Genomic DNA, 24,669 nt, shown 5'->3' on the forward strand with positions numbered 1-24,669 from the left:
AATGAAGCGACTCAACAATTTTACAAAGAAGGTAAGTCAGCCCATACGATATAGGAGCAAATATCATGGTGAACCAGGTATTCCAAGGGTTAGAAAAGACCCTAAGCAAACAATCCACAAAACAGGTTAAACCGTATCTCAATCAAATTACAGATTATTTATCAGATGCTTCAACAGACGAACAAGAGCAGCGACGACGTATCGAAAAAATATTAGCCTCTCGTTCCCCTGAGACCATTCGCAAAATTCCTGATGGAAGAATTGCGGCTTTCGCTGCTAAAGACGGTAGTATCGAAAAAATATTAGCCTCTCGTTCCCCTGAGACCATTCGCAAAATTCCTGATGGAAGAATTGCGGCTTTCGCTGCTAAAGACGGTGGTATCGAAAAAATATTAGCCTCTCGTTCCCCTGAGGCCATTCGAAAAATTCCTGATGAGAGCATTGAAGCTTTCGCTGCTAAAGACGGTGGTATCGAAAAAATATTAGCCTCTCATTCCCCTGAGACCATTCGCAAAATTCCTGATGGAAGAATTGCGGCTTTCGCTGCTGAAGACCGTGGTATCGAAAAAATATTAGCCTCTCATTCCACCGAGGCCTTTCGAAAAATTCCCTACCAAATCCTATGTAATTACCTTCATAACCCGAACATTGATGAAAGGAAAAAACAGCAGCGGATTAATAAAATTAAAAAATCACGTTTACCAAAAGCTACCAAAGAACAGTTATTCAAGTACCAACCTCCACAACCTGTAATTGAACCTGACAGCACCACAGATAAAATGCATGAAGAAAGGCGCAATCCACAAGAGCGATTAATGTCATCCTCAGCGCAATCAGATCAAAATCAAACTGTTATCTCTGTACGTAATAATCCATACAGTCTATTTTCGACACAGTCTGTGGTGTGTCCGAATAATACCTCGCCTTCAAAGCGTAGTGCTAGCCCAAATGTTGAGGAGGCTATACCAAATAAACGCAAACGTTATACTCATCAACATTATCCACGAAATGTATTTCAAAAAAACCAGCATCCATTTCACGAAGAAGAAATTAAATACGACTCAACAGGCGCAATGGATTTGAGATTGCCTCGCATAACTTAGTTTTTTCTTGTTTCTTCAGGCTCCGGCAACTGCGGTTTCCGAAAGCCGCCCACCACAGCCTGCACGGTGCCGCCGATGAAGTTCGGAATCGTTTTCCGACCGAAAACGGCGGCACAAATCATGGCTAAAATGTTTTCTTGAAACGGCGTTAGGCTGTGCCAAAGGCCCAACGCATACTGATGAAAATCAGGACCCAAAAATCCGGACCAAAAGGGCGAGGAAAATAAGGCAAACGAGAGGAGCCGCAATGGTTTGTCCTTGTCGACTAACTGCGCCAACTCCCACTGCGCTACCGCCAACTGTTTTGAGAGTACCATTTCTTTTCGGGCTTTAATTTCAGCAAGCTTTAAATCTTGGGTTTCTTGTGAGCGTTTTTTGAGCCCTTCAAAAATAGCTTTCACAATCGACCAAATAATTTTAATCGGATTCATGATACTGCCTTCTGCTCTGACTTCACGCGCTTAAAAAAGACCCGCAGCAATACGCAAAAGAAATACGTCAAATACGCATCAACCACGATCGTCCACAGACCGTGCAGCCCATCGTGCTTTAAAAAATAAGCCTCAATGATAGAGCCGACGGGGAACCACACGACTAACACAAAAGCCGGCACTAACATCGTACCCTTGCGCTTCTTTAAGGCTGCAAACACTGTCTCTGAAAACGTCTCCACCCATTTTTTAACGAGAAAGACAACGCCGAGCTTTGCTACAAAAATAATGCCTGCAATCGTGTCGTTATTAAGTTTTTTAAAAAGATCGCTCATCGTTTCACCTTTGACAAATCCACTGCGACCAATCATCACAACATTCGGGCACGACCACACAACGCTGGTCAGGCGGTAACGTGGTTGTGACCGGACCCCGGGTAGGCACTGTGGTGGTAAAAAATGAGGGAGTTGTAGTAACGGTTGTGCTCATGGTTGTGCTGCTCGAATAATCCGTTGACGCAGGCGTTGTGGTAACGGTGCCATCTTCAGAGTCAAAACGGCTCAGATATTCGATGAGTGCCAGCAGCAATGCAATACCGGCCAACGCAAGTACTACCTTCAGACCCGTTTTTACCCGTGGATGCAGCGATATGTTTCGTAGCAATCCCGTGATGCGCTCATACTCAGGTCGTGTACGCATCGAATGCGTTGACTCGAAGGTGGCATAGTAAGGAGGGGGCTCAGCTATAAAGCACGTTTCCTCCTCGCGACCCTGATATCTGTCGTTGCCAACCATACACCAGGTCTCTAATGGAATGGATTCTTCAGGTATTAATAAGGCGCTTTCATCAGTGTGACGCATGATTCAGACTCCTGTTTTGTCTAACGATTGAAACGATTTTAGTCGAACAGCCCGCACAACATTATCAATCATGGTGCAAAGCTTCTTTTGCGAGGGCTCAAAAAAGAGCTTCCCCGTATTATTTAATAAGTGCGCTAATTCTTTAGCCTCATCGAGTTTTAAGATTAAACTGCGCGCGTCCGATAACGCTGTATTGATCAGAATATTTCTGTCGCCCGAGCGATTCACCGCGTATAAGGCATTATCAATATCGCCATCGAACCAAGTGGGTTTTTGCGTGTAACAAAAGCACATGAATTCCCCGTGCGCAATGTGATAAGGGTTTTTAAAATCCACAATATTCACCACTTCGCCGGCTGTGTATTCACGATTTTTAGCGTCGTCCACCGTACACGCTCCATGCAGGGATTCAAACAAACGGCTCATCGTCACCCGCTTGTTTGCTTGTGCAGGCGTTGCAATCACAAACACATCATCCTGCTCAAGCTCGGTTGCTTCCGGCAATTCACTGATCTTTTTGCCCGCACTCATGCACCTACCTCCAGTAATAAGGCAGCGTTATTCTCTAACAACACGGGTGCGCCATTTTCTTGTAATAATTGCGCGTCATGAATCGGCAGCACCCTATGCTCTGCATACAGCGCTATCGGCATATGGCAAATATCGTTAATTAATTGTCTTAACCGCATACTCATAACCCATAAAAATAAATAGCCACGTGCTGCGCCTGATTACCATTGACGACCGTTAACGTGATTTTGTCTTCAGGAATCACCACGCCCACTTGATCGCTGACGTACTCAATTTTTTTAAATTGACTCTCCGAGACAGGCGTAAAATCTTCAAACCCAACGTGAACCGTTGCTTGACTCGCAATATAAAAAACCCTCGCATCCTCTGGAATAGCAAACGTTGCCTTTTCATTCGCTTGCAATGTCGCCCCATAGCGATCATCACTGTTAAAGGGAATGTAGGTCGTTTTATTACCCAGCGGCGTGATCACATAATTCAGTGCATTCATTAATACCACCCTACCTGACTATAATCGGTCAACGCACTGTCAATGAAATCATCGCGTAGCGCCAACGCCATCGTCTGAAAGGCTTTTACGCCGTGACTGGACCAATCGTGTTTGGGGGTATCTTTGTAGAGGCCGCGCTTTTCATCAAAATCTTGCGCGTAGTGGGATAAGCATTCGATCAAACGATCAGCATTGATTGTATCAAAGGTGGTGCGATAAATATACTCCCGAATGAGCTGCGTTCCTTCGTGTTGGTTAGCGATGCGTTTCGTCGCCACTACACTTTCACCGCAATCTTCTAATAATTCCAATGTGCTTTTGCCGGTTTGAATGCTGTGATTCGCACCGTCATGCGGTAATATTAAAGAGCCTTTACGTAAGTTTTTGGGCTTCAAATATCGATCGATATACTCTAAATACGCATTCAGACTTTTCCGCCGCTCTTCGTAATAATGAATGACCCGCGGTTTGTTGTATTCATCCAATTGGAAAAATACGAGTGCCATCATGTCATCAAAACCCAAATCAAACGCAATATGAACCTTGTGACGAGTTTCATGAATGTTTTCTTTAAAACGGTCATCCTCTTCAGCATCTTTCATGGCACGCGCAAAATAATGGATGCTTTCATTCAAGGTGACTGCGCAAAAGTATTCTTGTTGAATGAGATATTCCGGCATCCCATCACGACGACTTTCCTCAATCATCGCATCGGTAATGTAGCGCTCACCGTTTTCATTCACTAAAGTCAATGCCGATGCTTCACGCGTAAACCAGTCCGACTGATTTTTCACCGATTGCATTAAGCGATACGCATGATTCATACCGTCATAGGTGGTTTGTAAGATATAAAACCCTTTGTTATTTTTGAAAATCGGCATTAAGGTGCGATACGCACGCGGATCACTCCAGGCATACTCCGAAAAAACAGCACCCTTAAGATTAATGCCGCGCAGGCGGTCATACTGTTCTGAGCCGAGCAAAGAAATAATCGAGCCGTTGGTCAGGATAATCTGCATCTTTTGTTTGCTTTTAGTCGCCACTAACTCTTTCGGCATAAAATCAATGAAGCGAATCGCTGTGTTGGTCAATGGGTCCGTTAAAAATCCATCCCATAAAATTTTACGCGCTGAGGCATACGTTGGATAAATCATGGCATAGGGGCCTGGATTCAAGACGGCTTCTTTTAGCAGTAGGCTCCAGCTTTCCACTTCTTTACCCGCGCGTCGCGGCAATACTTCAAAAAAGCGACGATACCCTTTCTCATAAAACGCTTGGTGTAATGCGTATTGGTACGGCCGCAAGGTAATTGGCAAGAGATTTTTCTCAGAACCATCTTTAAAGTGCAAACAGACATCACTATTGGCCGTCTGGCCCAGTGTAAATGCACTCGCTTCTTGACGGTGATGACGTTTAATTTCTTTTTCCAGTGTGTTTATCTTGCTCATTGTTATAATTTGATAAAATAATTTAAAAACAGTGTTGGCTGCATGTTGTTATGGGGCTCTCCCTTTAATCCGTGGTCACTGCCATCCGATGTGGTGAGTTTTTCTGATAAAAAAGCACTGCCACCGCCACCGTGGGAGGCAGCCGAGTAATTACACCCACTAAAACTGTGTTGATGCGGCGGTAATTCGGCTACACTCAGCGTATGTTGTGCTTCCCCATCAATGCTGCCTAAAACATGTTTATCCGATACATTTCCTATCACACGACCCGTGCTGCTTAGGAGTTGAATCATTTTATTGGCCTGCCAATCTGACTCGGCACTCTCCCCACGTCCACCGGTAACGGGCGCCATCGCGTCGCTGTATTGTGTCCATAACAGGAGGAATAAATCATGAGTATCTGCATTCGCACGAGTGCTTGCCTTGGAATCTGCATTACCTATCGTCCCATCATCCATACGCACAAACCCGTCCATCTCAGTTAACAGTGCTGAGATCACAAAGCCGGTTTGAAAAATTGAAAACCGTTTGATCTCTTGGAGCTCACGAATCAGCGTCGATAAAGCCGCGTCAACGCTCGACTGTTTCGGTACTAACCTATCATTATAATAGCCAACGAGACGTGCCCCATCTGAGCCTTCGGTTGCGCTATTGAGCTCGCTGCGGAACGTGCCCACATCAGGATTTTCTGCTAACTGCACATTGATAATGGAATCTCCAACGCGCTTCCAAATATCCCCATCATTTAATTTCGGTAAAATGTTTTGTGCGGGGTTACTCATTAGGGCATTTTGCAAATAACGCAAGACCTTGGTTTCAATCTGTGTCGTGTTTTGTTGAATCAATAACAATAATCGCTGCAGTGCGTTATCTAACGCCGCCCCGCTGAAGTTACGCGCATTCTTAAAGGCAGTCTGCAATTCGGGTTTTACATGGCGAATCAATGTAATTAGGGCATTCGCCTTAGGCGCTGTGTCAAACAGCACACTACCACCGTCTTCATGACCCCTATTCGTTACCGTAAAGCCCGTAGTAACTAAATCAGTTTTAGCGGGCTCTTGATGCGGTGGCGTCACGTACACATCCATGTCATCGTCCAACAAAATCAAATAATGATAATCAAACTGAGTTTGCGTCCCATCCGCGATGTATTGGTTAATGGTACTTTGAGGCGGTAATGATGAAGTGTGTCGCGATGCTCGTGATAGATTATTGGCATCCCTGTCAATAATCGACTCGCAATACGCGACAACCTAAATAGCCGCGGACGTCCCCGTCGACAGCGCTCCGCGACCTCGCGGCCGACTGCGCACTGTCTCCAGATGACTCGACGCCGCCTACAGATTTTTGCCACTCGCTACGCTGCCTACGGAACTCCGTTCCTTCGGCACTCCGCTCTGTCAAAAATCGGCGGCTGCCGCGGAATACTCGCCATCGGCTTCGCCTCTCCATGGCTCGCATCGGAAGGTTGTCATGATTATTCTCCTCTAGTGCGTGCTATCTGGTCCGTACAAAATCTGTTGGTTTGCTTCCACATACCGTTGCTGACCTAATAAAGTTTGAAGATACGGATTAATCAGAGGGGCGCGGGATAACGGCAAAAAATCCGACACGGCACGCCCAACTTCACGCACCGCACCGTGAGGATCGCCAGACAGTAATCGCAACGGCACCGAACCCATGTTGCCCATCGTAGTCAGGGAAGGTGTTTTTAATAACGCCCAAATTAAATCGCTGTTTTGGTGATTCGCGTCCAAAGCACGTAGCAAAACCCCCATCCCAGGCGCCATCCAACCAACAATATCTTTTACGGGTGCGTTGCTGACCGGTGGCATGGATTTCCCTTGCGAGAGATTGTAAAAATAATCGGATAAATAAGAGAGCGGTATGACATATAAAAAATTTTGAAGTCCCGCTAACACTTTCGCTTGCGCACCGTCAGCATTGGCAAACCCACCGTACATCACGCGATTCCAATACGCACTTAAAAACCCTTTAAATTGCATGAAAAAACGCCACGCCTCACCAGTAACGGTGCCTGCGTGCGTCCCTTGCGCCATAAAGGCTTGTTCATACCAACCGGGATTTAAAATGGCATGATCGCTCCCCACATCAAAAAACGTATGGAGTTTCCGATACAAATCCAACCGCACTTGTGACAACGGCACGTCTGTCTCAGCACCGTAGAGTTTGTCGCGCAGGGCTTTGATTTCATCATCGCTCACATCATCTAATGATTCCAAACCCCAATACCGACCTTTGATATGGCGGCGATAAACATTCCACTCCTCACGATGTATGTTCAATTCCGTTAATAATTTTTGACGTTTTGGTGAGAGACTTTCAAACGCTTTGTCTTTATCCATCGCCATGACTCGACTCATAGCAGACAACACACCGACACGATGCCCATCATCTTTGGCTTGCATGCCAATGCCTTTATAAAACAAGCGACTGAATTTAGACGTGACGTTCGATAAATTGTTGGCATCGACAAAGCGACCGATATACCCCATTTCATGGTGTAACGATAAATGCATCATCTTGGCAATATGCTTTGCATCCGCATCCGTGTATTGTTTAAAAATTCCGTTCATGGAGTGCAGGAAGGCTTGAAAATACGGCATATCTACTGTCTGGGACAAAAAGGAGGCGGCAATATTGACATCCGACAAGGAGGAAAACAGAAGTGATCCATTGGCCGACATGCCGGTCAATGCCCTAAGATTTGCACCTATCGCAGCCAGGGTATAATGTTTAATCCGACTCGTCTCACCCGTAATGTATTTAAAAATAGTATCGTTGCTGAGATACCAGCGGTTTTGTTTGCTCAGCGTCTCACTAGGCAATGTTTTGATGACACGGTTATAAGCATACTGGGGTGCCGTTCCAAAAATATCACACAATCCCGCACGGCGACTGGTCGCATGTAAATCACGCATCGCGGAACGATACAAACTGTTATCCCCATATTCACGCGCATAATTTAAAAAACTGCGCATATCTTTCCATACAAAAAACATATCTTTGCGCTTGAGCACCGTTTCTAAGTCAGGTGCTACCATGTTATTTAACAGTCCATCCGAATCACCGCGGACAATCCGATCAAAAATTTTATCTAAAATGTGCTCCACTTCCGCATCATCAATGTTGCCCTCTGCATCAACCGCTTTCGTTTTACTAAACGTTGCATCGCTATCCAAATTAGCTTTGACAATCGATTTCCAGCGCGCTTTCGCGTGTTCAATCGGCATCGTTTGACGTGTCATCGTATGCCATACATTTTTTAAAAGCCCATTGCTTTTGCCTAATAATTTAGTAGGGTCATGAATCGCTTTAAAAAAACGTTTAGGATGTAATTCATTCAATCGGTACGCACCCGAGCGCACCAAATAGTAATCGCTGTCTTTTTGAAATTGTTTGATGGCCTGCGCAATGGTTTTTGTAACCCCATCACCTTCACCAGTATCATAGGCATGCGCAATCGCTTCATCGAGATCGCCTTGTATAAAGTGATGCAGGGCCTCATCATCCAAACGATCCAATAAGCTACTCGCTAATTTATTTTGATAGGCTTTAGCAGCAGACTCCACATTGTTCGATAAATTCTGGCGTTTGCTACTCATGCGCACCATGACACTGCGTAAAGAAGCTTTGCCTGCTTTAATGGCATCCACCAGCGTGGTTACTTTGCGCTCCGTTTCAGCGACACTGCGTGCTGCTTGAAGAGCATCCTCGGTTTGTGCATCCGCAATGGTGGCTATGGCTTGCGGATACGATATGCCTTCTGTTTTGACCAAATGCTGCACTTGCCCCACATAATCACGCAATTCGTTTTCAGTAAAATCTGCAAAGACTTTTTTAGCTTCTTCAATACAACCGGCAATATCAGCCATAGGTCGCTCCTCGTACACAGCGCATTAAATTCTCTCAAGCGTGTCGCGATGCTCGTGATAGATTATTGCCATCCCTGTCAATAATCGACTCGCAATACGCGACAACTTAAATAGCCGCGGACGTCCTCGTCGCCCGCGCTCCGCGACCTCACGGCTCGACTACGCACGGGCTCTCAAATGACTTGACGGCTCGTAAAGATTTTTTGCAGTCGCTTACGCTCGGCAAAAAATCCGAGCCTACCGCGGAATACGCGCCTTCGCTTCGCTCTCCATGGCGCGCATCGAAAGCCTCGCGATTATTTTTTAGGGCTTTGGCTTTTGCTAAAGCGGACGTTGCTAAATCATACGCCTCACGATTATCACGCGTACGCTCAAAGGGTAATTGGTCTTCAATCGATTCAATCGTGTGTGTGGGTTTTTCCGAATGCACATCGATAGTCGGCTCTCGTTTCACCCTCGATGCTGCTTGCAAGCTGTCTCGCACGGATTGCAAACGTGCGCCTAATGGCTGAATCTCACTCGCCGTTTTTAAAAAGTAATCCGCCAAACGTAAAAATTGTGTTTGACGCTCCGTTTCATACCGATAACCCGCATGCTGTAGCAGGGCTTTTGCCGCTTGCCATTCACGCGCTAAATCTTGCAAGCGTCTAAAATAACGGGATTTAAAAAAATCGTGATGGGGGTTCCCCTTGTCATCAAATAAGCGTGAGGTAATTTTTTGCAATTCTTCGCGCGGGGATAGCAAGTTAACAGCATCGTCTTTCAATTTTTCTTCAACAGCTTTCGGTACATCCTGTAAATGCGTCTGAATATCCTGTATCGTAATGTCACCGTCTTGTAATTTGCGATACAGTGATTGCTGTGACAATTCCAGTTTACGTGAATGCGGGCGCAATTTATTCAATCGTGAAAAAAGTGCAGCTTGATGTTGTTTTGCGAGGGCTCGTCGATCTTGCACCACTTTAGACTGATAACGCCGAAATTCATCCAGGCCATTCACCATGTCCTCATCGGATAGAACGCGTTCCACATGACCATCAATAATTGCTTTAGCTAAGCGGGTATCCAATCCAGCTTCAGTTTTTGTGGCTAGCGCATGCGCGATAGCCGCTTGCAAATTGACCGTATCGTCATGATCCATAAAATGCAGCGGCACTTTGCCGTTGTCTAATTCAAGATTGGGTTTGTATTTTTGTATAATGGCTTGCGCTTGCTCATCGCGCGCCAACACAGCTTCCAATGAAACGTCTTCAGTCTGCGTTTCAGGCTTTGCTATATTTTTTTCATAATCAGTCTCGAAAGAGGCTTCTTCAGGCGTTAAGGGTACATCGTTTGCTTTGAGGCGTTTTAATAATCGAAACGCAAAGGGGACTGCGGGTAAAAAGAGGCCACCGAGTGCACCAAGCCCCGCATTTTCAGCAACACCACCCCAATGAATACGATGTTGATTAAGGTCGTAATTTTCTACTACCGATTGTGGTAAAAAAGCAGCGGCGCCTGTGCCTCCTGCCGTTGCGTAGGTGAGTAACTGTTTTTTAACCGACGCAGATACTTCACGATGTAACAGAAATTTTTCAGCACCACCTAATAACCCTTCTGTTGCTGCATGTGCGGCAATACCACCCGCACCATCGCTTAACCAATTAAAAGGACTCACCGCCATACCAATAAAATCCCCGACATATTGAGCAGTAGAACTTGCTCCGGTAAATGAATTCGGTAACGGTTCAAAAGAATCTAATAGAGTGCGTATGCGTTTATCGCGCTCGGGTGTTGGAAATAATTTATCCTCAGCTAATTGCGGCAAAATTACCGGCTCTACTGCTGTTCTGACTGCCGATGTTGCCATCGTGCGAAAGAAGCTTGGCTTTTCTACAGGCGGCGTTAATAGAGATTCAGGATGCGCTTGTTGCGTTTCTAATAATGTCACTGCACGATATCTCCATCACGTAATGGATCGAACGTTTTTGCATCTTCCTTTAAAGGGAAAATTGTTTTGTACCAAGCCGATGCACTTTGCAATAAATGGTGCGTGAAACGCTCACTGTAAACTGTCTCTCCTGTGTTTTGATTAATGACAACCAGGCGACCATCCGGCGTATTCGTGAGATAAAAAGGGTCCATACTTAAATTATGATGAATCATTCTGTCAACCCATCCATGTTTTTTCATCTCAGACGATGCGTATTGTTTCGCTTTATCAGGAAGCGCAACTCTAAAAATATACCCTGATAGAGCCTCCGCTTGCATTTTACTCACCGGTATCGTGCGCGTATTAAACCCATAATGCCCAGGGGATGTGAACGCATGGTCTTTAATTATCGGGTAAGCAGCTTTCATCATGGAATCAATCTTGGCCTGGTAATCACTTAAGTGTGCCAAGCTATAATCATTATTCGCGCCTCCATGAAACAACAATGTGTTTCTTATTACACCCTTTAACGCTTGCACACGTGCAGCACCATTCGGTTGCTGCGCTATAAAATTCAGCGCATCTCGGGTAGCTGTATGTCCTAGGATAGTTGACATACCCTTGTCTTCTATCACATCAAGAATATTGTTATTTTTTACCTTTACATTCGAATGATCACGGCCCACTTGATTTGCACTGATCATCGGCGCTAACAACTTGTAATATGGAGTATTCATGAGCAACCACCCAAGATTAAAAATCTCTTGTCGCCTCGGCGTGCTCGCACTGGCTGCCATCCATACACCCATAGCGGCATGTTGCTTAATGAAGTCTGTCGTCACTGTTGGGTCGGCATTTAAAGTGAAACCCGACTCTGCTTTACGCATTACACCCTGCGGAATCGGTTTGATCAGCTTGGGCGGCATGCCCATTGCAAGGGCGCCGTTCACCAGTGATTTATAATACTGCTGTTTCGCTTCTTGAAGTTGCTGCGCTTTCGCTTCAGGCGATAAAACGCCGCTGTCTTCGATATTTGCTACGTGTGCGTTGTACTGTTGGCGTGCTTGTCGTCCTAACACCGTATCCGCCATTGCATCTGGAAAATCCACGGTTAACTTTTCGCTATAAATTTTGTAATGATTCAGCTCTGCTTGCTCACTTAAAGTGGGCGCAGGATTTTTTTCGATTTCCGTCATGCGCTGTTGCAACTGCGGATACGACTGTCCACTTTCAATCGCCCCTTTGGCAATCACAATACCCTGTAATTGCAAACGCGCCTCTTGGGCTTGCATCGGCGTGAAGTTCAGATAGGCATTAATATTAATTTTACCCTGCTGGGCATCCGCCATAAAATCACGGTATGTGGTATCCCGAGAGTGGTAATCATAAAACCATTGTGTGTGATGTTGCACAATCGTATTTTTCACAGCAGGCGCTACACTTTTTTCGAACCCAAATGCTTGCGCTGCATGATAGCCTTCGGGTGTAAAATTATCCGGCGATAATGTTTGCATTAATTGTTGTGCTTGGTCGTGCTTGGCATGCAGAAATTCAATCGCACGATCGTACTCAGAACGTGACAATGCGCCAGATGTCAAACCATGTTCTAATCGGTCTTGTATGTCTGAGGTTAATTGCTGCGACTCTTGGAGATTGCCATGAAGTCCCGCGATAGTCGCTGCAGTAACATCATCCGGCAATGTTGACACAATGTGTTCATGCGCCATCAAACGTGCTTGGCGCAACTGAATGCCACCCACAAAACTATTAAATTGATCGTCGTGCGCACTCATTAAATACGTTAACGAGGCGCGATCTTTAACATCCAGCGGCATCGCTTCCAATCCCACACGCGCGCCTTTCAAGGCTGCCGTTTGCTTGGCAATATTATCTTGTGAGTTGGACTTTGGATAAATAAAATCCCTTGCCAGTTAGGACAATAATCAAAAAATGTGAGTTTCTAAATCTTAAGCTGTTTTTTGCAGCAATTCGTAGAATTTCTCAGGTGTAAAATTTATTTTATCCAACCATGATTTTACTATCCCAATCAAATCCTCTATTTTTTCAGGGTCTGAGTTTTGCGTCTTTTCTTCAGTCCTCTGAATCGTTTTAATTTTTGAGTTGCTATTTTTGAAAATAGCAGGATGTCGCGTGCGTTTCCCCTGCGTATCACCTTTGGTTCTGCCTTGCGGATTACCGCGTGGTTTGCAGAGATTAGCAGGCGTGCCAACGGTATCAAGCACCGTAGAAAAACCCCGTTGCGTTTGTGAAGGGGTCGCAGTTATTGATGGTTTTTCGTTATCCACTTGGAAGCTCGGCAAATACCGCTCCCATTTTTTCGGTAAAATCGGGGCAAGATTCCTCGCTAGATAAAGTTGCGTATACGCTAATGCTGTCATCCGCCACCAATCTTCTTCGTGCTTAACATCCGGTGTTTGGTATCGGTCAAATAACAGTTTGTCTTTACCAAAACGAAAGTAGTGTTCAATGTCATAGCGTCTATCGTAATAGTGATACGCTTCTAATGCTGTGATTTCATTACGTCGTTCACCAGCGAGTCCTAACCAGAGTGGATTTTTATATAAAGATTTACCGTTAGCATCAACCGCAACCAATTGCACAACAGTAACAGGATGCTCATATCCTTTAAATTGCTTTGAACCACGCAGTAATTGGTCACGCCATATTTTAATCTCCAATTGGTAAGTTTTGCCACTGCGGGTTGTAATGGGTTGCTGCACAATCTCATCGGATTCACGGTGAGTCGTGCTGTCGTTTAGTTTCATCGCATCACCATAGCGTTTTATACTTCCTGAGGTATTATCTTCTATTGATGCGGGCGCGAAAACATTACGGGTACTGTTAAAACGGAAAAGATGTACCCAATTGGGATTTTCGCTAACCAGTTTACGGCAAGCTTCTGTACCATATTTTGAATCAGCCACGCTAACCACCAATTTATGAGTAAGCGCTAAGTCTGCAATACAACGGTTAATTTGCTGCATCCCAACTACATTGCCTTTTTCATCGCTTTTAACGCGCCTCGTATCCAGTGGAACTAACCAATGCTTTTCTTGAGCTGCACCATCATTGGGCAATAGTGATACCGTTGAATATTCATGTCCAATGGTAATCGGTTTGTTACCCGGTGCTGGATTAGGGCTGTAAACCACATGGCGATCTTCAACACAGTGTGCACTTTGACGCGACTGTGGTGTCGTATCCGCAATAATGATCACACGGTCATCGCTATGACTAACATGTTCATATTGTATTTTCATCATGCTATCCCAACAATTTGCTACCGACAAACCATCGCTAATCGCATCGGTAATACTACTGTATTCACGTTCAAAGTATGGCGATTCACATAATTCTATGGGTGTTTTGCAGCGATGGCCATGGCTTGAAAGGGCATCGAGTAAATTCATATTGGCATCGCGTCGCGCGGGGAAGATGTTGTAGAGGAATGTACGGAATTGTTTTAGTTTTTCTGTCGCTAACATCGTTTGTTCCTTATTTTATTTTTTCGAACAAACGTTGTTTACAACGTAAAATTTTTTTTCGGTTTCTATGTCAAGCAATTTTTAATTATTTTTATAAATTTATCCAAAGTCCAATATAAAAGAAAACCTTTTAAAGGACCTGATAGTGATACTTGGAAGCGCTGCCTTAAAAATGCAGAAATAGATGACTTTAGATGGCACGATCTGCGTCATACTTGGGCAAGCTGGCATGTCCAAAACGGAACAAGATTGTCTGTGTTGATGGAACTGGGAGGATGGTCGTGCTACGAAATGGTTTTGAAATATGCCCACTTATCAAGCGAGCACTTAAAAGAGGAAGCGGAGCGAGTGGACTTGCTTAATAATCATGCTGGGCACAAAATCGGCACAAAAGATAAAAACAAAAAAAACAAGAAGAAATAAACTAAAAATAACTAGCGCTAACTATATAAATATTAAAGATTTTAAACGGAGAGGGCGGGATTCGAACCCGCGTGGGCTAAAAGCCCCATCCGATTTCGAGTCGGTGCCGTTATGACCGCTTCGGTACCTCTCCCATGAAAAAAACCAAGAAAATTTATGTTAGGCAGGTAGTTCGATTCCTAATCGTCGTGCAATTTCTTCATAAGCAGCGATAACACCGCCCAGATCTTTGCGAAATCGATCTTTATCCATAATTTCGTGCGTACTCATATCCCATATACGGCATGAATCGGGACTAATTTCATCACCTAAATAAATTTCACCGTCTTTCACACCGAACTCATATTTAGAATCGACCAATAACATGTTTGACTGAGCCAATAACCTCGAGAGAACATCGTTAATTTTAAACGTGAGTTCTTTCATTCGCGCTAACTGATCTGCTGTGGCCCAACCAAAACTAATCGCATGATTCTCACTAATCATCGGGTCATGCAGTTCATCGTTTTTTAGAAACAACTCATACAGTGGTGGATCCAAGCGGAGCCCTTCTTCCACTCCCAAACGTCGACACAAACTACCGGCTGCTACATTACGAATGACACACTCCACCGGAATCATTTTTAAATGTTTTAGCAAGACTTCATTAGGCGACAATAATTTTTCAAAATGCGTTGGCACGCCCGCCTCTTCTAACGCCTGCATGATATACGCGCTGATCTGATTATTGACCATACCCTTATGGGCAAGCTTCTCGTGTTTGGCACCATCAAATGCTGTCGTGTCATCTCGAAATTCTGCAATTAAATAATTCGGATCTTCAGTCTTAAATAAAGACTTTACTTTGCCACTATATAACAGTTCTTTTTTAGAAAGTGCTACCATTTTTAATAATACCTACACTAAATTTTTCTGTAATGCACCTAAAATGCGTTTGCTCACATCAACAGGCGCCGGTTGGTTTTGTTGATTCAACAATTCGACTTGTGTATTGTCGCCATTGGTTTTCAACAATACTCGGTAAATCGGCGTACTTTTTGTGATTTTATTGTTTGTGCTCGTTGCATCGAGCACATAATAAGATGCCATAGAAGGATCTTCATCAAGTACTTTATAGCTGGTTTTCCGTAATGCTTTGCCAACACGTGCCCACGCGACGCTAGATTGTTCGGAGACTTCTAATACTTGACCATTTTTTGTTTGAGTCAAAGTCGCGAGCGTTTGTGTTTTTTGGGGTTGTGATTTTGCTTGCGATTTCGGGTTAAATCGTTGTAGATCACTACCAGGCGGAACTAATGACGGTGATGTACTGATGTTTTGAGGCGTAGATGCCGGCACAGGATAATAATTTTGTGCAGGCTTTAATGCAACTCCCCTAGGAACGACGATTGTATGCACCGTTTTTGATTGTTTGATATAATCTTTATTGTGGTTTGCACACCCCACTAATAATAAAGCCATCACACCTGAAAACAAATAAATTAAATAACGCATTAGTATCACTCCGTCAAAAATTTTAAAATTAGGTTTGAATGCCGACAGATTGCATCGCATTGCGCACACCCGCATGAAACTGTTCTGCTAACGGGGTTAATGGTAATCGAATACCTTCCGGAATCATACCCATTTGAGACAATACCCACTTGGTAGGAATAGGATTCGATTCTACAAATAATTGCGTATACAAAGGCATCAACTTCTTATTCAAATTCTCTGCGTTGAGGCGATCAACTGAAACCGCTGCAACACATAAGTCATGAAATTCTTTAGGTACAACATTAGCCAGAACTGAAATTACTCCTTTACCACCAGCTAACATAAACTCCATCGCTGTTTTATCATCTCCACTGAACAAATCAATTTCACAATCGGCACTCAATAATTGTGTGACTCGATCAATTTCACCCGTGGCTTCCTTCAACCCGACGATGTTAGAAAATTCACTCAATCGCAACACGGTCTCGGGTAATAAATCACACGCCGTTCGCGAAGGAACATTATATAGAATTTGAGGAATGGGTACAGCCTCAGCGATGGTTTTAAAATGTTGGAATAAGCCTTCTTGGGTAGGTTTATTGTAATAAGGCGTCACTAAAAGTGCTGCGTCTGCCCCCAGCTCCATGGCTTGCTCTGTCAATTTCAAAGCATGACGAGTGCTATTTGCACCGGTGCCGACGATAACGGGAATTTTTTCGCTCACCTGGTCTACGACTTGCGAAATCAGCTCAACTCTTTCTTCAGGTTCTATGGTAGCCGACTCACCCGTTGTGCCCAACACGACCAGACCATCGGTTTCATTAGATAGATGCCAATCCACAAGCTGCTTCATGCTAGCATAGTCAATATCGCCGTTTGGCTTCATTGGCGTCACAATGGCAACTAAGCTTCCATTAAACATGTCGTTATCCTTCAAATCCTCTAAAACATAGATACTCTGAAATAAATACGCGCACGAGCTGATTTTACTATATTTATACTAGTGGCGCCTAGTTGCAATCAACGTGCGTCTCTCCTCTTTCGATCACGTGTCGTAACGTGTATGCACTAGGCGTCACGCTGTTTTTAAGTGTTTACTGCCCTCGGAATAATGGCTCCTTTGTAGGTCACAACACGTGCGGCCATTTCAGCACCCTTTTGAGCAGCCTCAACCGTACCCAACCCCTGTATTCGAGCTGCAAGATAAGCACCATTAAATGAATCACCCGCGGCAGTGGCATCAACAACCCTAACCGATTGAATCTGAACAAGTTTATGAACTTCATCACTCGACAGAAAATAGCCCTTCTCACCTAGCTTCACCACGATTTCATCGACTCCAGTCCCTCGAAGGCGGCTTGCCGTATCCTCAGGAGTCCTGTCACCAAAGAGGCGGTTAACATCCTCAAAGGAAGGCAAGGCAATTTGTGTACATTCCCGCACAGACTGGATAGTGGCCTTAGCGATCGCTACATTTGGCCATAAACGAGGACGGTAATTGGTATCAAAACAAACCACAATACCCGCCTTTTTCGCTTCTTTTAAGGTAGCGAGTAACTTTTCACGTCCAGACTCATGAAGGATCGCCAGTGTGATTCCACTTAAATAAATAGTATTAAAATTCAAAAGCTCTTGGCAAAGAGCATCACCTACTGACCCTTCAAACAACTCGCGAGCCGCTGCCTGTGAGCGATAGTAATAAAACTCACGATCACCTTTTTCATCATTACGAATTAAATAAAGCCCGGGTAATTTGCCCGGAATTTTATGCACGAGACGGGTTCCAACCCCTTCATTTTGCCAGCGGCTCAGCATTTCTTCGCTGTAATGATCGTCACCTAATGCCGTGATGTAATCGACCGTCAATTGGCTTGGGTTGCTAGAGCGCGCGCAATAAATCGCCATGTTGAGTGTATCGCCGGCAAAACTCATCCCAAATGTGTGATCCTCAAGTGGGCTTAACTCAATCATGCATTCCCCTATCGAGGCGAGACGATGCGTCATTGTTAACTCCGTAATGAAAAGCTCAAGTTTATCGGATCTTGGATCTGGGATCTAGAATTAGGGATTATGGATTGTATTCTGCTAGAATAAATTACAACAACTAACTGGGGATTCTATGAACTGGCAATTGATTGCTCTGACCACTATACCCATTTTCGGCATTCTCATCATCAGCATCGTTTTGCTGATGAAATTAATGGTGATGCACGATCGTTTGAAGCAGCTCGATTCAGAACGAGATACGATTCAACAACTCATCAAAGAGCAACACAACGAACATCACGAACAACGGCAACGATTTGATGAACACCAAGTAAAGAGCTTAACCATTATTCAAGACAGTTTATCAAAAGGCATGCAAGATGTGCGTCATCAAATTGCTAACACACTGGGTCAACATACTGAGATGCTTGGCAAACGCGTGGATAAATTAACGGATGAAACGCAACAACGTTTGAAAGAAATTAGCGGGCAAGTTGAGCGCCGGTTAACTGAGGGTTTTGAAAAAACGACAGAAACCTTTACGAATGTGATGAAGCGTTTGGCAATCATCGATGAAGCCCAAAAGAAAATCACCGAATTATCGGGCAATGTCGTCAGTTTGCAAGAAGTATTATCGGATAAACGTTCGCGAGGTGCCTTTGGTGAAGTACAATTAAATAGTTTAATTCGTAATATGCTACCCGAGTCACATTTTTCATTGCAACATACACTATCAAATAGCAAGCGCGTTGATTGCATGCTATTTCTACCCGAGCCAACAGGCAATGTGGCCATCGATGCTAAATTCCCACTGGAAAGTTATCAGCAAATAAATAATGAGCAATTAGCTGACTCTGCTCGCCATCAAGCAGAGAGTCAATTTCGCCAAGATATCAAAAAACACATTCGTGATATCGCCGATAAATATATTATTCCTGGTGAGACAGCAGATGGTGCCGTCATGTTTATTCCAGCCGAAGCTGTTTTTGCTGAAATTCATGCGCATTACCCGGATCTAGTCGAAGCAGCGCATAAGGCGCACGTTTGGTTGGTCTCGCCAACAACGATGATGGCGATTTTAACCACGGCACGTGCCGTATTAAAAGACGCAGCGACGCGTAAACAAGTTCATATCATTCAAGAACATTTAGTGGCACTCGGCAAAGATTTTGAGCGCTTTCAAAAACGCATGGATAATTTAGCACGACACATCGATCAAGCTCATCAAGATGTGGAGCAGGTACACAAGTCATCGCAAAAAATCACAACGCGATTTGGTAAAATTGAAAAAGTGGAGCTTGGCAGCGACGATGATATCACCACTCCGCTTTTAGAAGATGTTTAGCTTGAACGACGGTTATATTCTTGATAGTGACCTTTCCCCCAAACTTAACACCATGACATGGATGAGATTTCCAATTATTCTACGACCGAGGAGATCTCAACATGAAAAAACGTTATACAGAAGAACAAATCATTAAAGCGATCAAAGAGCATGAAAGTGGCGCTAAGGTGGAAGACCTGTGCCGTCGCTTAGGCATATCTGGCGGTACTTTTTACAATTGGCGTAGCAAGTATGCTGGCCTAGAGGTTAACGAAGCTAAGCGCCTGCGAGAGCTGGAGTCCGAGAACAATAAGTTAAAAAAGCTGCTGGCTGAAAAGATGTTAGAAAATGAAGCGCTCAAGGATGTTGTTTCAAAAAAGTGGTAACGCCTGCTAGCAAGAAGCAGGTTGTTTGTCACTTAATGAGCGCCTTTAAGCTGAGTGAACGAATGGCCTGCAAGCTAGTCGGGCTAAGTCGAACGGCTTACCGTTACGGACCCAAAAAGCGACGAGACGAGTTGATTAGAGCTCGATTAAAAGAATTGGCAGCTCAGTATTCTCGGTATGGTTATTTAATGCTTCACAGCCTCTTAAAAGCAGAGGGGCTTGTCATGAATAAGAAAAAAACCTACCGGATTTACAAAGAAGAAAAGCTCCAGGTGCGTACAAAAAAGCGTAAAAAAATACAGCGACTACGATTAGTGATGTCATCACCGACTCAGAGAAATGAGCGTTGGTCGATGGATTTTGTTTACGATCAGCTGGCCAATGGAAGGCGTTTTCGTGTGCTAAACATTATCGATGATTTTAATCGTGAACTTATTGGCCAGCTAACAGCATTTTCTATATCAGGACGTCAGGTGGCACGCTTCCTAGCAGAGCTTAGTGAGCAACGCAGGCTGCCAAAACAAATTGTTTGTGATAATGGTACAGAGTTTACAAGCAAAGCAATGTTCTTTTGGTCCAGGGAAAACAAAACCAAGCTTGCTTTCATTCAACCTGGAAAGCCAACTCAGAATGCGTTTGTTGAAAGCTTAAATGGCAAGTTCCGCAACGAATGTTTAAATCAACACTGGTTTCGTTCAATTGAAGAAGCCCGACATGAAATCAACCAATGGAGAAAGCACTACAATACTAAAAGACCACACAGTTCATTAAATTATATGCCGCCTATTGAATTTGCGAAACAGGCTGCTTAACATGAATATCTCATCGGTGTCCTGGTACTAGTTTAGGGGGAAGGTCATACACTGTACTTTGCTGTAAGAGATCATCATGCAATATCTATGTATTCTTATGAAGAGTGGGAAACTTTTTTACAGCGTGAAGAAGAAAGTATCGAAACTAAGTTAATCAATATCGCCATCAATGAAAAAATCGCAGTTGACTTGCTTAGCGATTATTCCCAGACACATAAAGAGTATTTATCGGGCGAATGTAAGAAATATGATCTTCATACTATGTTTCAAACAACACGTCGCTGCTTGAATAAGCTTACAGATGTTAATTCAAAGAATTTATACCAATGCCAGGGTACAATCACTGCATGAGCTTACTTAAAAATATAAACAGCCTCAAGAATATCTATTATTTCTCTTCTTTTTTAGAGCTACTATCCGATGAAGATTTTTCATAAAAAGGTTTGCTTTTAACAAAGTAACGACTCACTTCTCCTGCATAAACCTCACCCTCTTTCAAGGGTAAGCGTTTGATAGGCGCACCTGCATTTAAATTTAATTTACTTAAATCAACCCAGAAAATATTGGGTCTATCGGTGCTTTGAAAATAATAAACCCCGTGCTGTAAATCCGCTACACTCACCCAAATTGTCGGGGCTACATTAGGATGATCGGGTGTAGTTTCAATACTCATTGGTACGGAAACGTTTCGGATAATTGAAAAAACAGTTGCCACAGCTTTTTGCGTATCATCCGTTTGTCGCGCCATATTTAAATAATAACTTGCTCGCACATAACGATCCTCGGGGCGTGCCGTTCCCGGTAAGAATACACCTTTTAACGTTTGCCAATAGTTATTTAACGCCAATTGATCATCATAGCTAGGCTCGTTTGTCATCACTTTATATTTTGGACTTTGGATAAATAAAATCCCTTGCCAGTTAGGACAATAATCAAAAAATGTGAGTTTCTAAATCTTAAGCTGTTTTTTGCAGCAATTCGTAGAATTGCTCAGGTGTAAAATTTATTTTATCCAACCATGATTTTACTATCCCAATCAAATCCTCTATTTTTTCAGGGTCTGAGTTTTGCGTCTTTTCTTCAGTCCTCTGAATCGTTTTAATTTTTGAGTTGCTATTTTTGAAAATAGCAGGATGTCGCGTGCGTTTCCCCTGCGTATCACCTTTGGTTCTGCCTTGCGGATTACCGCGTGGTTTGCAGAGATTAGCAGGCGTGCCAACGGTATCAAGCACCGTAGAAAAACCCCGTTGCGTTTGTGAAGGGGTCGCAGTTATTGATGGTTTTTCGTTATCCACTTGGAAGCTCGGCAAATACCGCTCCCATTTTTTCGGTAAAATCGGGGCAAGATTCCTCGCTAGATAAAGTTGCGTATACGCTAATGCTGTCATCCGCCACCAATCTTCTTCGTGCTTAACATCCGGTGTTTGGTATCGGTCAAATAACAGTTTGTCTTTACCAAAACGAAAGTAGTGTTCAATGTCATAGCGTCTATCGTAATAGTGATACGCTTCTAATGCTGTGATTTCATTACGTCGTTCACCAGCGAGTCCTAACCAGAGTGGATTTTTATATAAAGATTTACCGTTAGCATCAACCGCAACCAATTGCACAACAGTAACAGGATGCTCATATCCTTTAAATTGCTTTGAACCACGCAGTAATTGGTCACGCCATATTTTAATCTCCAATTGGTAAGTTTTGCCACTGCGGGTTGTAATGGGTTGCTGCACAATCTCATCGGATTCACGGTGAGTCGTGCTGTCGTTTAGTTTCATCGCATCACCATAGCGTTTTATACTTCCTGAGGTATTATCTTCTATTGATGCGGGCGCGAAAACATTACGGGTACTGTTAAAACGGAAAAGATGTACCCAATTGGGATTTTCGCTAACCAGTTTACGGCAAGCTTCTGTACCATATTTTGAATCAGCCACGCTAACCACCAATTTATGAGTAAGCGCTAAGTCTGCAATACAACGGTTAATTTGCTGCATCCCAACTACATTGCCTTTTTCATCGCTTTTAACGCGCCTCGTATCCAGTGGAACTAACCAATGCTTTTCTTGAGCTGCACCATCATTGGGCAATAGTGATACCGTTGAATATTCATGTCCAATGGTAATCGGTTTGTTACCCGGTGCTGGATTAGGGCTGTAAACCACATGGCGATCTTCAACACAGTGTGCACTTTGACGCGACTGTGGTGTCGTATCCGCAATAATGATCACACGGTCATCGCTATGACTCACATGTTCATATTGTATTTTCATCATGCTATCCCAACAATTTGCTACCGACAAACCATCGCTAATCGCATCGGTAATACTACTGTATTCACGTTCAAAGTATGGCGATTCACATAATTCTATGGGTGTTTTGCAGCGATGGCCATGGCTTGAAAGGGCATCGAGTAAATTCATATTGGCATCGCGTCGCGCGGGGAAGATGTTGTAGAGGAATGTACGGAATTGTTTTAGTTTTTCTGTCGCTAACATCGTTTGTTCCTTATTTTATTTTTTCGAACAAACGTTGTTTACAACGTAAAATTTTTTTTCGGTTTCTATGTCAAGCAATTTTTAATTATTTTTATAAATTTATCCAAAGTCCAATATATTGCTTCCCGTGATGAATGGTTAGCTTTCCATTAATGTATTCAAAAACAGCGTTATCCCCTGTCTTGTCGGTTAGTGCTAAATGCACGGCGGGATAATTTCCATCGGGTAACGTTGGTGCGATCATATTCAGTTTCTGCTGCGTGAAACCTTTAACCGCCTCATCGACGGTCGCATAGTTATCCAGCATATACTGCGCCCAGTTTAACACGCTAAGATCAGCCTGGCCCGCTTGTTTCTCAGGGAATTTGGTATTGGCTAAATATAATAGATTAGCATCCAAGCCCTGGCTGTTGATTCCATCCGTCGTTGCAACGTCATAGCCACTGGCAATCACGCTGCCATACTTAGATGTCCATTTTAAACCGTTAGGATCGTTCGCCCCAACTCGGCTAATACCCGCAGGGAAAACCCATAAGTCGGTATGAACGTCGGTCATCCAGTCCATAGATCGACCTGTGATTACGGTGTTATTGGGGCCTGTGTAGGTAAAACGACTACAAGCTTCTGCTTTCAACAAAGCTAAAGCCAGCAACAATCCAGTTAGTACAAGCGTGTCGCGATGCTCGTGATAGATTATTGCCATCCCTGTCAATAATCGACTCGCAATACGCGACAACTTAAATAGCCGCGGACGTCCTCGTCGCCCGCGCTCCGCGACCTCACGGCTCGACTACGCACGGGCTCTCAAATGACTTGACGGCTCGTAAAGATTTTTTGCAGTCGCTTACGCTCGGCAAAAAATCCGAGCCTACCGCGGAATACGCGCCTTCGCTTCGCTCTCCATGGCGCGCATCGTTAGTAAAATAGCTTTTTGGGGTCGTTCCATGACTAGTCCTCCTTGCAAGCGTGTCGCGATGCTCGTGATAGATTATTGCCATCCCTGTCAATAATCGACTCGCAATACGCGACAACTTAAATAACCGCGGACGTCCTCCTCACCCCCGCTCCGCGACCTCACGGCTCGACTACGCACGGGCTCTCAACTGACTCGACGCCTCGTAAAGATTTTTTGCAGTCGCTTACGCTCGGCAAAAAATCCCAGCCTACCCCAGAATACGCCCCTTCGCTTCGCTCTCCATCGCGCGCATCGAGGTAACAACGTATCAAGAGATTATACGAGTATAAACAGTCTTGAGCAAGGTTACAGCCGGCTATTCAACGGTGCGATAATTCTCATCCGTGTAAGACAAGCGCAGTGAAATATAAGCATGTTGAGGAATGCAATTTTTAATCGTGTTTTGCAACTCTTCGATTAACTTCTGCGTAAATTGTCGATCTCTATGCGGCTTGGGTAAGAGCCATATCTCAATCAAAACATGAGAATGTTTGTAGTAAATCGCTGGATAAGCGCGTGACTTACAAACGCCAGCACTAGAGTCTAATGTGTTAATGGTTGTTTCTATCGCATCAAACAAATCATTATGTTTCAACTTAAGATCATCTGAATATTTAACGTCTACTTGTGGCAT

24 protein-coding genes, 1 tRNA gene and 1 pseudogene are annotated in these 24,669 nt (G+C 44.0%); 5 read left to right on the top strand and 21 right to left on the bottom strand.

Annotation, left to right across the window (positions count from 1 at the left end):
- Positions 1–65: 65 nt before the first annotated feature.
- Complete coding sequence (locus ACJMKR_RS06440) at positions 66–1,103, top strand: hypothetical protein (RefSeq protein ID WP_423062370.1); 1,038 nt, start codon at positions 66–68, stop codon at positions 1,101–1,103.
- On the opposite strand, the gene ACJMKR_RS06445 is transcribed toward ACJMKR_RS06440, so the two are convergent.
- The 12 genes from ACJMKR_RS06445 to ACJMKR_RS06500 all read right to left on the bottom strand — a co-directional run bounded on the left by ACJMKR_RS06445 (position 1,100) and on the right by ACJMKR_RS06500 (position 14,178).
- On the bottom strand, positions 1,100–1,534 hold the full coding sequence (locus ACJMKR_RS06445; RefSeq protein ID WP_423062371.1) for a hypothetical protein: 435 nt from the start codon (positions 1,532–1,534) through the stop codon (positions 1,100–1,102). The two genes, ACJMKR_RS06440 and ACJMKR_RS06445, sit on opposite strands and share 4 nt — an antisense overlap.
- Positions 1,531–1,869, bottom strand: coding sequence for a hypothetical protein (locus ACJMKR_RS06450; protein WP_423062372.1), 339 nt, complete (start codon positions 1,867–1,869; stop codon positions 1,531–1,533). Before ACJMKR_RS06450 ends, ACJMKR_RS06445 begins: the two co-directional genes overlap by 4 nt.
- Positions 1,870–1,873: 4 nt before the next feature.
- The gene (locus tag ACJMKR_RS06455; protein ID WP_423062373.1) at positions 1,874–2,395 is read right to left on the bottom strand and encodes a hypothetical protein; all 522 of its coding nucleotides are present in this window, start codon (positions 2,393–2,395) and stop codon (positions 1,874–1,876) included.
- A 3-nt stretch (positions 2,396–2,398) separates the two neighbouring features.
- Complete coding sequence (locus ACJMKR_RS06460) at positions 2,399–2,926, bottom strand: hypothetical protein (RefSeq protein ID WP_423062374.1); 528 nt, start codon at positions 2,924–2,926, stop codon at positions 2,399–2,401.
- The gene (locus ACJMKR_RS06465; RefSeq protein WP_423062375.1) at positions 2,923–3,084 is read right to left on the bottom strand and encodes a hypothetical protein; all 162 of its coding nucleotides are present in this window, start codon (positions 3,082–3,084) and stop codon (positions 2,923–2,925) included. The genes ACJMKR_RS06460 and ACJMKR_RS06465 overlap by 4 nt, the downstream gene beginning before the upstream one ends.
- 2 nt (positions 3,085–3,086) lie before the next feature.
- Entirely contained in the window at positions 3,087–3,416 is a 330-nt protein-coding gene (locus tag ACJMKR_RS06470; RefSeq protein ID WP_423062376.1) for a hypothetical protein, read from the bottom strand.
- The gene (locus ACJMKR_RS06475) at positions 3,416–4,864 is read right to left on the bottom strand and encodes a hypothetical protein (protein ID WP_423062377.1); all 1,449 of its coding nucleotides are present in this window, start codon (positions 4,862–4,864) and stop codon (positions 3,416–3,418) included. Before ACJMKR_RS06475 ends, ACJMKR_RS06470 begins: the two co-directional genes overlap by 1 nt.
- A 2-nt stretch (positions 4,865–4,866) precedes the next feature.
- Complete coding sequence (locus tag ACJMKR_RS06480) at positions 4,867–5,952, bottom strand: hypothetical protein (protein ID WP_423062378.1); 1,086 nt, start codon at positions 5,950–5,952, stop codon at positions 4,867–4,869.
- A 399-nt stretch (positions 5,953–6,351) separates the two neighbouring features.
- Complete coding sequence (locus ACJMKR_RS06485; protein ID WP_423062379.1) at positions 6,352–8,760, bottom strand: hypothetical protein; 2,409 nt, start codon at positions 8,758–8,760, stop codon at positions 6,352–6,354.
- A gap of 148 nt (positions 8,761–8,908) precedes the next feature.
- On the bottom strand, positions 8,909–10,690 hold the full coding sequence (locus tag ACJMKR_RS06490; RefSeq protein WP_423062380.1) for a hypothetical protein: 1,782 nt from the start codon (positions 10,688–10,690) through the stop codon (positions 8,909–8,911).
- On the bottom strand, positions 10,687–12,537 hold the full coding sequence (locus ACJMKR_RS06495) for a hypothetical protein (protein WP_423062381.1): 1,851 nt from the start codon (positions 12,535–12,537) through the stop codon (positions 10,687–10,689). The genes ACJMKR_RS06490 and ACJMKR_RS06495 overlap by 4 nt, the downstream gene beginning before the upstream one ends.
- 102 nt (positions 12,538–12,639) lie before the next feature.
- Positions 12,640–14,178: a transposase gene (locus ACJMKR_RS06500; RefSeq protein WP_423062300.1), complete on the bottom strand. Its 1,539-nt coding sequence runs from the start codon at positions 14,176–14,178 to the stop codon at positions 12,640–12,642.
- A 114-nt stretch (positions 14,179–14,292) separates the two neighbouring features.
- Between ACJMKR_RS06500 and ACJMKR_RS06505 the strand changes: the two are divergent.
- A pseudogene (locus ACJMKR_RS06505) lies at positions 14,293–14,601 on the top strand (tyrosine-type recombinase/integrase); the annotation flags it as partial.
- Positions 14,602–14,647: 46 nt separating this feature from the next.
- On the opposite strand, the gene ACJMKR_RS06510 reads toward ACJMKR_RS06505, so the two are convergent.
- The 5 genes from ACJMKR_RS06510 to ACJMKR_RS06530 form a co-directional block, all read right to left on the bottom strand.
- Positions 14,648–14,734, bottom strand: a tRNA-Ser gene (locus ACJMKR_RS06510).
- Between the two features lie 26 nt (positions 14,735–14,760).
- Positions 14,761–15,486: a phosphoribosylaminoimidazolesuccinocarboxamide synthase gene (gene purC / locus ACJMKR_RS06515; protein WP_423062382.1), complete on the bottom strand. Its 726-nt coding sequence runs from the start codon at positions 15,484–15,486 to the stop codon at positions 14,761–14,763.
- A gap of 12 nt (positions 15,487–15,498) precedes the next feature.
- On the bottom strand, positions 15,499–16,095 hold the full coding sequence (gene bamC, locus ACJMKR_RS06520; RefSeq protein ID WP_423062383.1) for an outer membrane protein assembly factor BamC: 597 nt from the start codon (positions 16,093–16,095) through the stop codon (positions 15,499–15,501).
- Positions 16,096–16,123: 28 nt separating this feature from the next.
- Positions 16,124–16,999, bottom strand: coding sequence for a 4-hydroxy-tetrahydrodipicolinate synthase (gene dapA / locus ACJMKR_RS06525; protein WP_423062384.1), 876 nt, complete (start codon positions 16,997–16,999; stop codon positions 16,124–16,126).
- A gap of 164 nt (positions 17,000–17,163) precedes the next feature.
- Positions 17,164–18,081 (bottom strand): sugar kinase, encoded by a 918-nt coding sequence (locus tag ACJMKR_RS06530; RefSeq protein ID WP_423062385.1) that lies wholly within the window; start codon positions 18,079–18,081, stop codon positions 17,164–17,166.
- A gap of 115 nt (positions 18,082–18,196) precedes the next feature.
- Between ACJMKR_RS06530 and ACJMKR_RS06535 the strand changes: the two genes are divergently transcribed.
- The 3 genes from ACJMKR_RS06535 to ACJMKR_RS06545 all read left to right on the top strand — a co-directional run bounded on the left by ACJMKR_RS06535 (position 18,197) and on the right by ACJMKR_RS06545 (position 20,936).
- On the top strand, positions 18,197–19,408 hold the full coding sequence (locus ACJMKR_RS06535; protein ID WP_423062386.1) for a DNA recombination protein RmuC: 1,212 nt from the start codon (positions 18,197–18,199) through the stop codon (positions 19,406–19,408).
- 101 nt (positions 19,409–19,509) lie between these two features.
- Positions 19,510–20,585 (top strand): IS3 family transposase gene (locus ACJMKR_RS06540; RefSeq protein WP_423062317.1). Its coding sequence is split into 2 segments (ribosomal slippage): positions 19,510–19,759 and positions 19,759–20,585, totalling 1,077 coding nucleotides; the frame shifts between segments, so codons are not numbered across the junction.
- Between the two features lie 87 nt (positions 20,586–20,672).
- A complete protein-coding gene (locus ACJMKR_RS06545; protein WP_423062387.1) occupies positions 20,673–20,936 on the top strand; it encodes a hypothetical protein in 264 nt (87 codons plus the stop codon).
- A gap of 37 nt (positions 20,937–20,973) precedes the next feature.
- On the opposite strand, the gene ACJMKR_RS06550 is transcribed toward ACJMKR_RS06545, so the two are convergent.
- From ACJMKR_RS06550 to ACJMKR_RS06565, 4 genes are all read right to left on the bottom strand, one after another.
- The gene (locus ACJMKR_RS06550) at positions 20,974–21,462 is read right to left on the bottom strand and encodes a linear amide C-N hydrolase (RefSeq protein WP_423064204.1); all 489 of its coding nucleotides are present in this window, start codon (positions 21,460–21,462) and stop codon (positions 20,974–20,976) included.
- 79 nt (positions 21,463–21,541) lie between these two features.
- Positions 21,542–23,080, bottom strand: coding sequence for a transposase (locus tag ACJMKR_RS06555; protein ID WP_423062352.1), 1,539 nt, complete (start codon positions 23,078–23,080; stop codon positions 21,542–21,544).
- A gap of 91 nt (positions 23,081–23,171) precedes the next feature.
- Positions 23,172–23,783 (bottom strand): linear amide C-N hydrolase, encoded by a 612-nt coding sequence (locus ACJMKR_RS06560; protein WP_423062388.1) that lies wholly within the window; start codon positions 23,781–23,783, stop codon positions 23,172–23,174.
- A 568-nt stretch (positions 23,784–24,351) separates the two neighbouring features.
- Entirely contained in the window at positions 24,352–24,669 is a 318-nt protein-coding gene (locus ACJMKR_RS06565; protein ID WP_423062389.1) for a hypothetical protein, read from the bottom strand.

The organism is Candidiatus Paracoxiella cheracis, assembly GCF_049348705.1.
Classification (GTDB): domain Bacteria; phylum Pseudomonadota; class Gammaproteobacteria; order Coxiellales; family Coxiellaceae; genus Paracoxiella; species Paracoxiella cheracis.

Bases quoted from the DNA above. Each gene is read 5' to 3' on its own strand.
- ACJMKR_RS06440 (WP_423062370.1), top strand. From the start codon at position 66: ATGGTGAACCAGGTATTCCAAGGGTTAGAAAAGACCCTAAGCAAACAA.
- ACJMKR_RS06445 (WP_423062371.1), bottom strand. From the start codon at position 1,534: ATGAATCCGATTAAAATTATTTGGTCGATTGTGAAAGCTATTTTTGAA.
- ACJMKR_RS06450 (WP_423062372.1), bottom strand. From the start codon at position 1,869: ATGAGCGATCTTTTTAAAAAACTTAATAACGACACGATTGCAGGCATT.
- ACJMKR_RS06455 (WP_423062373.1), bottom strand. From the start codon at position 2,395: ATGCGTCACACTGATGAAAGCGCCTTATTAATACCTGAAGAATCCATT.
- ACJMKR_RS06460 (WP_423062374.1), bottom strand. From the start codon at position 2,926: ATGAGTGCGGGCAAAAAGATCAGTGAATTGCCGGAAGCAACCGAGCTT.
- ACJMKR_RS06465 (WP_423062375.1), bottom strand. From the start codon at position 3,084: ATGCGGTTAAGACAATTAATTAACGATATTTGCCATATGCCGATAGCG.
- ACJMKR_RS06470 (WP_423062376.1), bottom strand. From the start codon at position 3,416: ATGAATGCACTGAATTATGTGATCACGCCGCTGGGTAATAAAACGACC.
- ACJMKR_RS06475 (WP_423062377.1), bottom strand. From the start codon at position 4,864: ATGAGCAAGATAAACACACTGGAAAAAGAAATTAAACGTCATCACCGT.
- ACJMKR_RS06480 (WP_423062378.1), bottom strand. From the start codon at position 5,952: ATGGATGTGTACGTGACGCCACCGCATCAAGAGCCCGCTAAAACTGAT.
- ACJMKR_RS06485 (WP_423062379.1), bottom strand. From the start codon at position 8,760: ATGGCTGATATTGCCGGTTGTATTGAAGAAGCTAAAAAAGTCTTTGCA.
- ACJMKR_RS06500 (WP_423062300.1), bottom strand. From the start codon at position 14,178: ATGTTAGCGACAGAAAAACTAAAACAATTCCGTACATTCCTCTACAAC.
- purC (WP_423062382.1), bottom strand. From the start codon at position 15,486: ATGGTAGCACTTTCTAAAAAAGAACTGTTATATAGTGGCAAAGTAAAG.
- bamC (WP_423062383.1), bottom strand. From the start codon at position 16,095: ATGCGTTATTTAATTTATTTGTTTTCAGGTGTGATGGCTTTATTATTA.
- dapA (WP_423062384.1), bottom strand. From the start codon at position 16,999: ATGTTTAATGGAAGCTTAGTTGCCATTGTGACGCCAATGAAGCCAAAC.
- ACJMKR_RS06530 (WP_423062385.1), bottom strand. From the start codon at position 18,081: ATGACGCATCGTCTCGCCTCGATAGGGGAATGCATGATTGAGTTAAGC.
- ACJMKR_RS06535 (WP_423062386.1), top strand. From the start codon at position 18,197: ATGAACTGGCAATTGATTGCTCTGACCACTATACCCATTTTCGGCATT.
- ACJMKR_RS06545 (WP_423062387.1), top strand. From the start codon at position 20,673: ATGTATTCTTATGAAGAGTGGGAAACTTTTTTACAGCGTGAAGAAGAA.
- ACJMKR_RS06550 (WP_423064204.1), bottom strand. From the start codon at position 21,462: ATGACAAACGAGCCTAGCTATGATGATCAATTGGCGTTAAATAACTAT.
- ACJMKR_RS06555 (WP_423062352.1), bottom strand. From the start codon at position 23,080: ATGTTAGCGACAGAAAAACTAAAACAATTCCGTACATTCCTCTACAAC.
- ACJMKR_RS06560 (WP_423062388.1), bottom strand. From the start codon at position 23,783: ATGGCAATAATCTATCACGAGCATCGCGACACGCTTGTACTAACTGGA.
- ACJMKR_RS06565 (WP_423062389.1), bottom strand. From the start codon at position 24,669: ATGCCACAAGTAGACGTTAAATATTCAGATGATCTTAAGTTGAAACAT.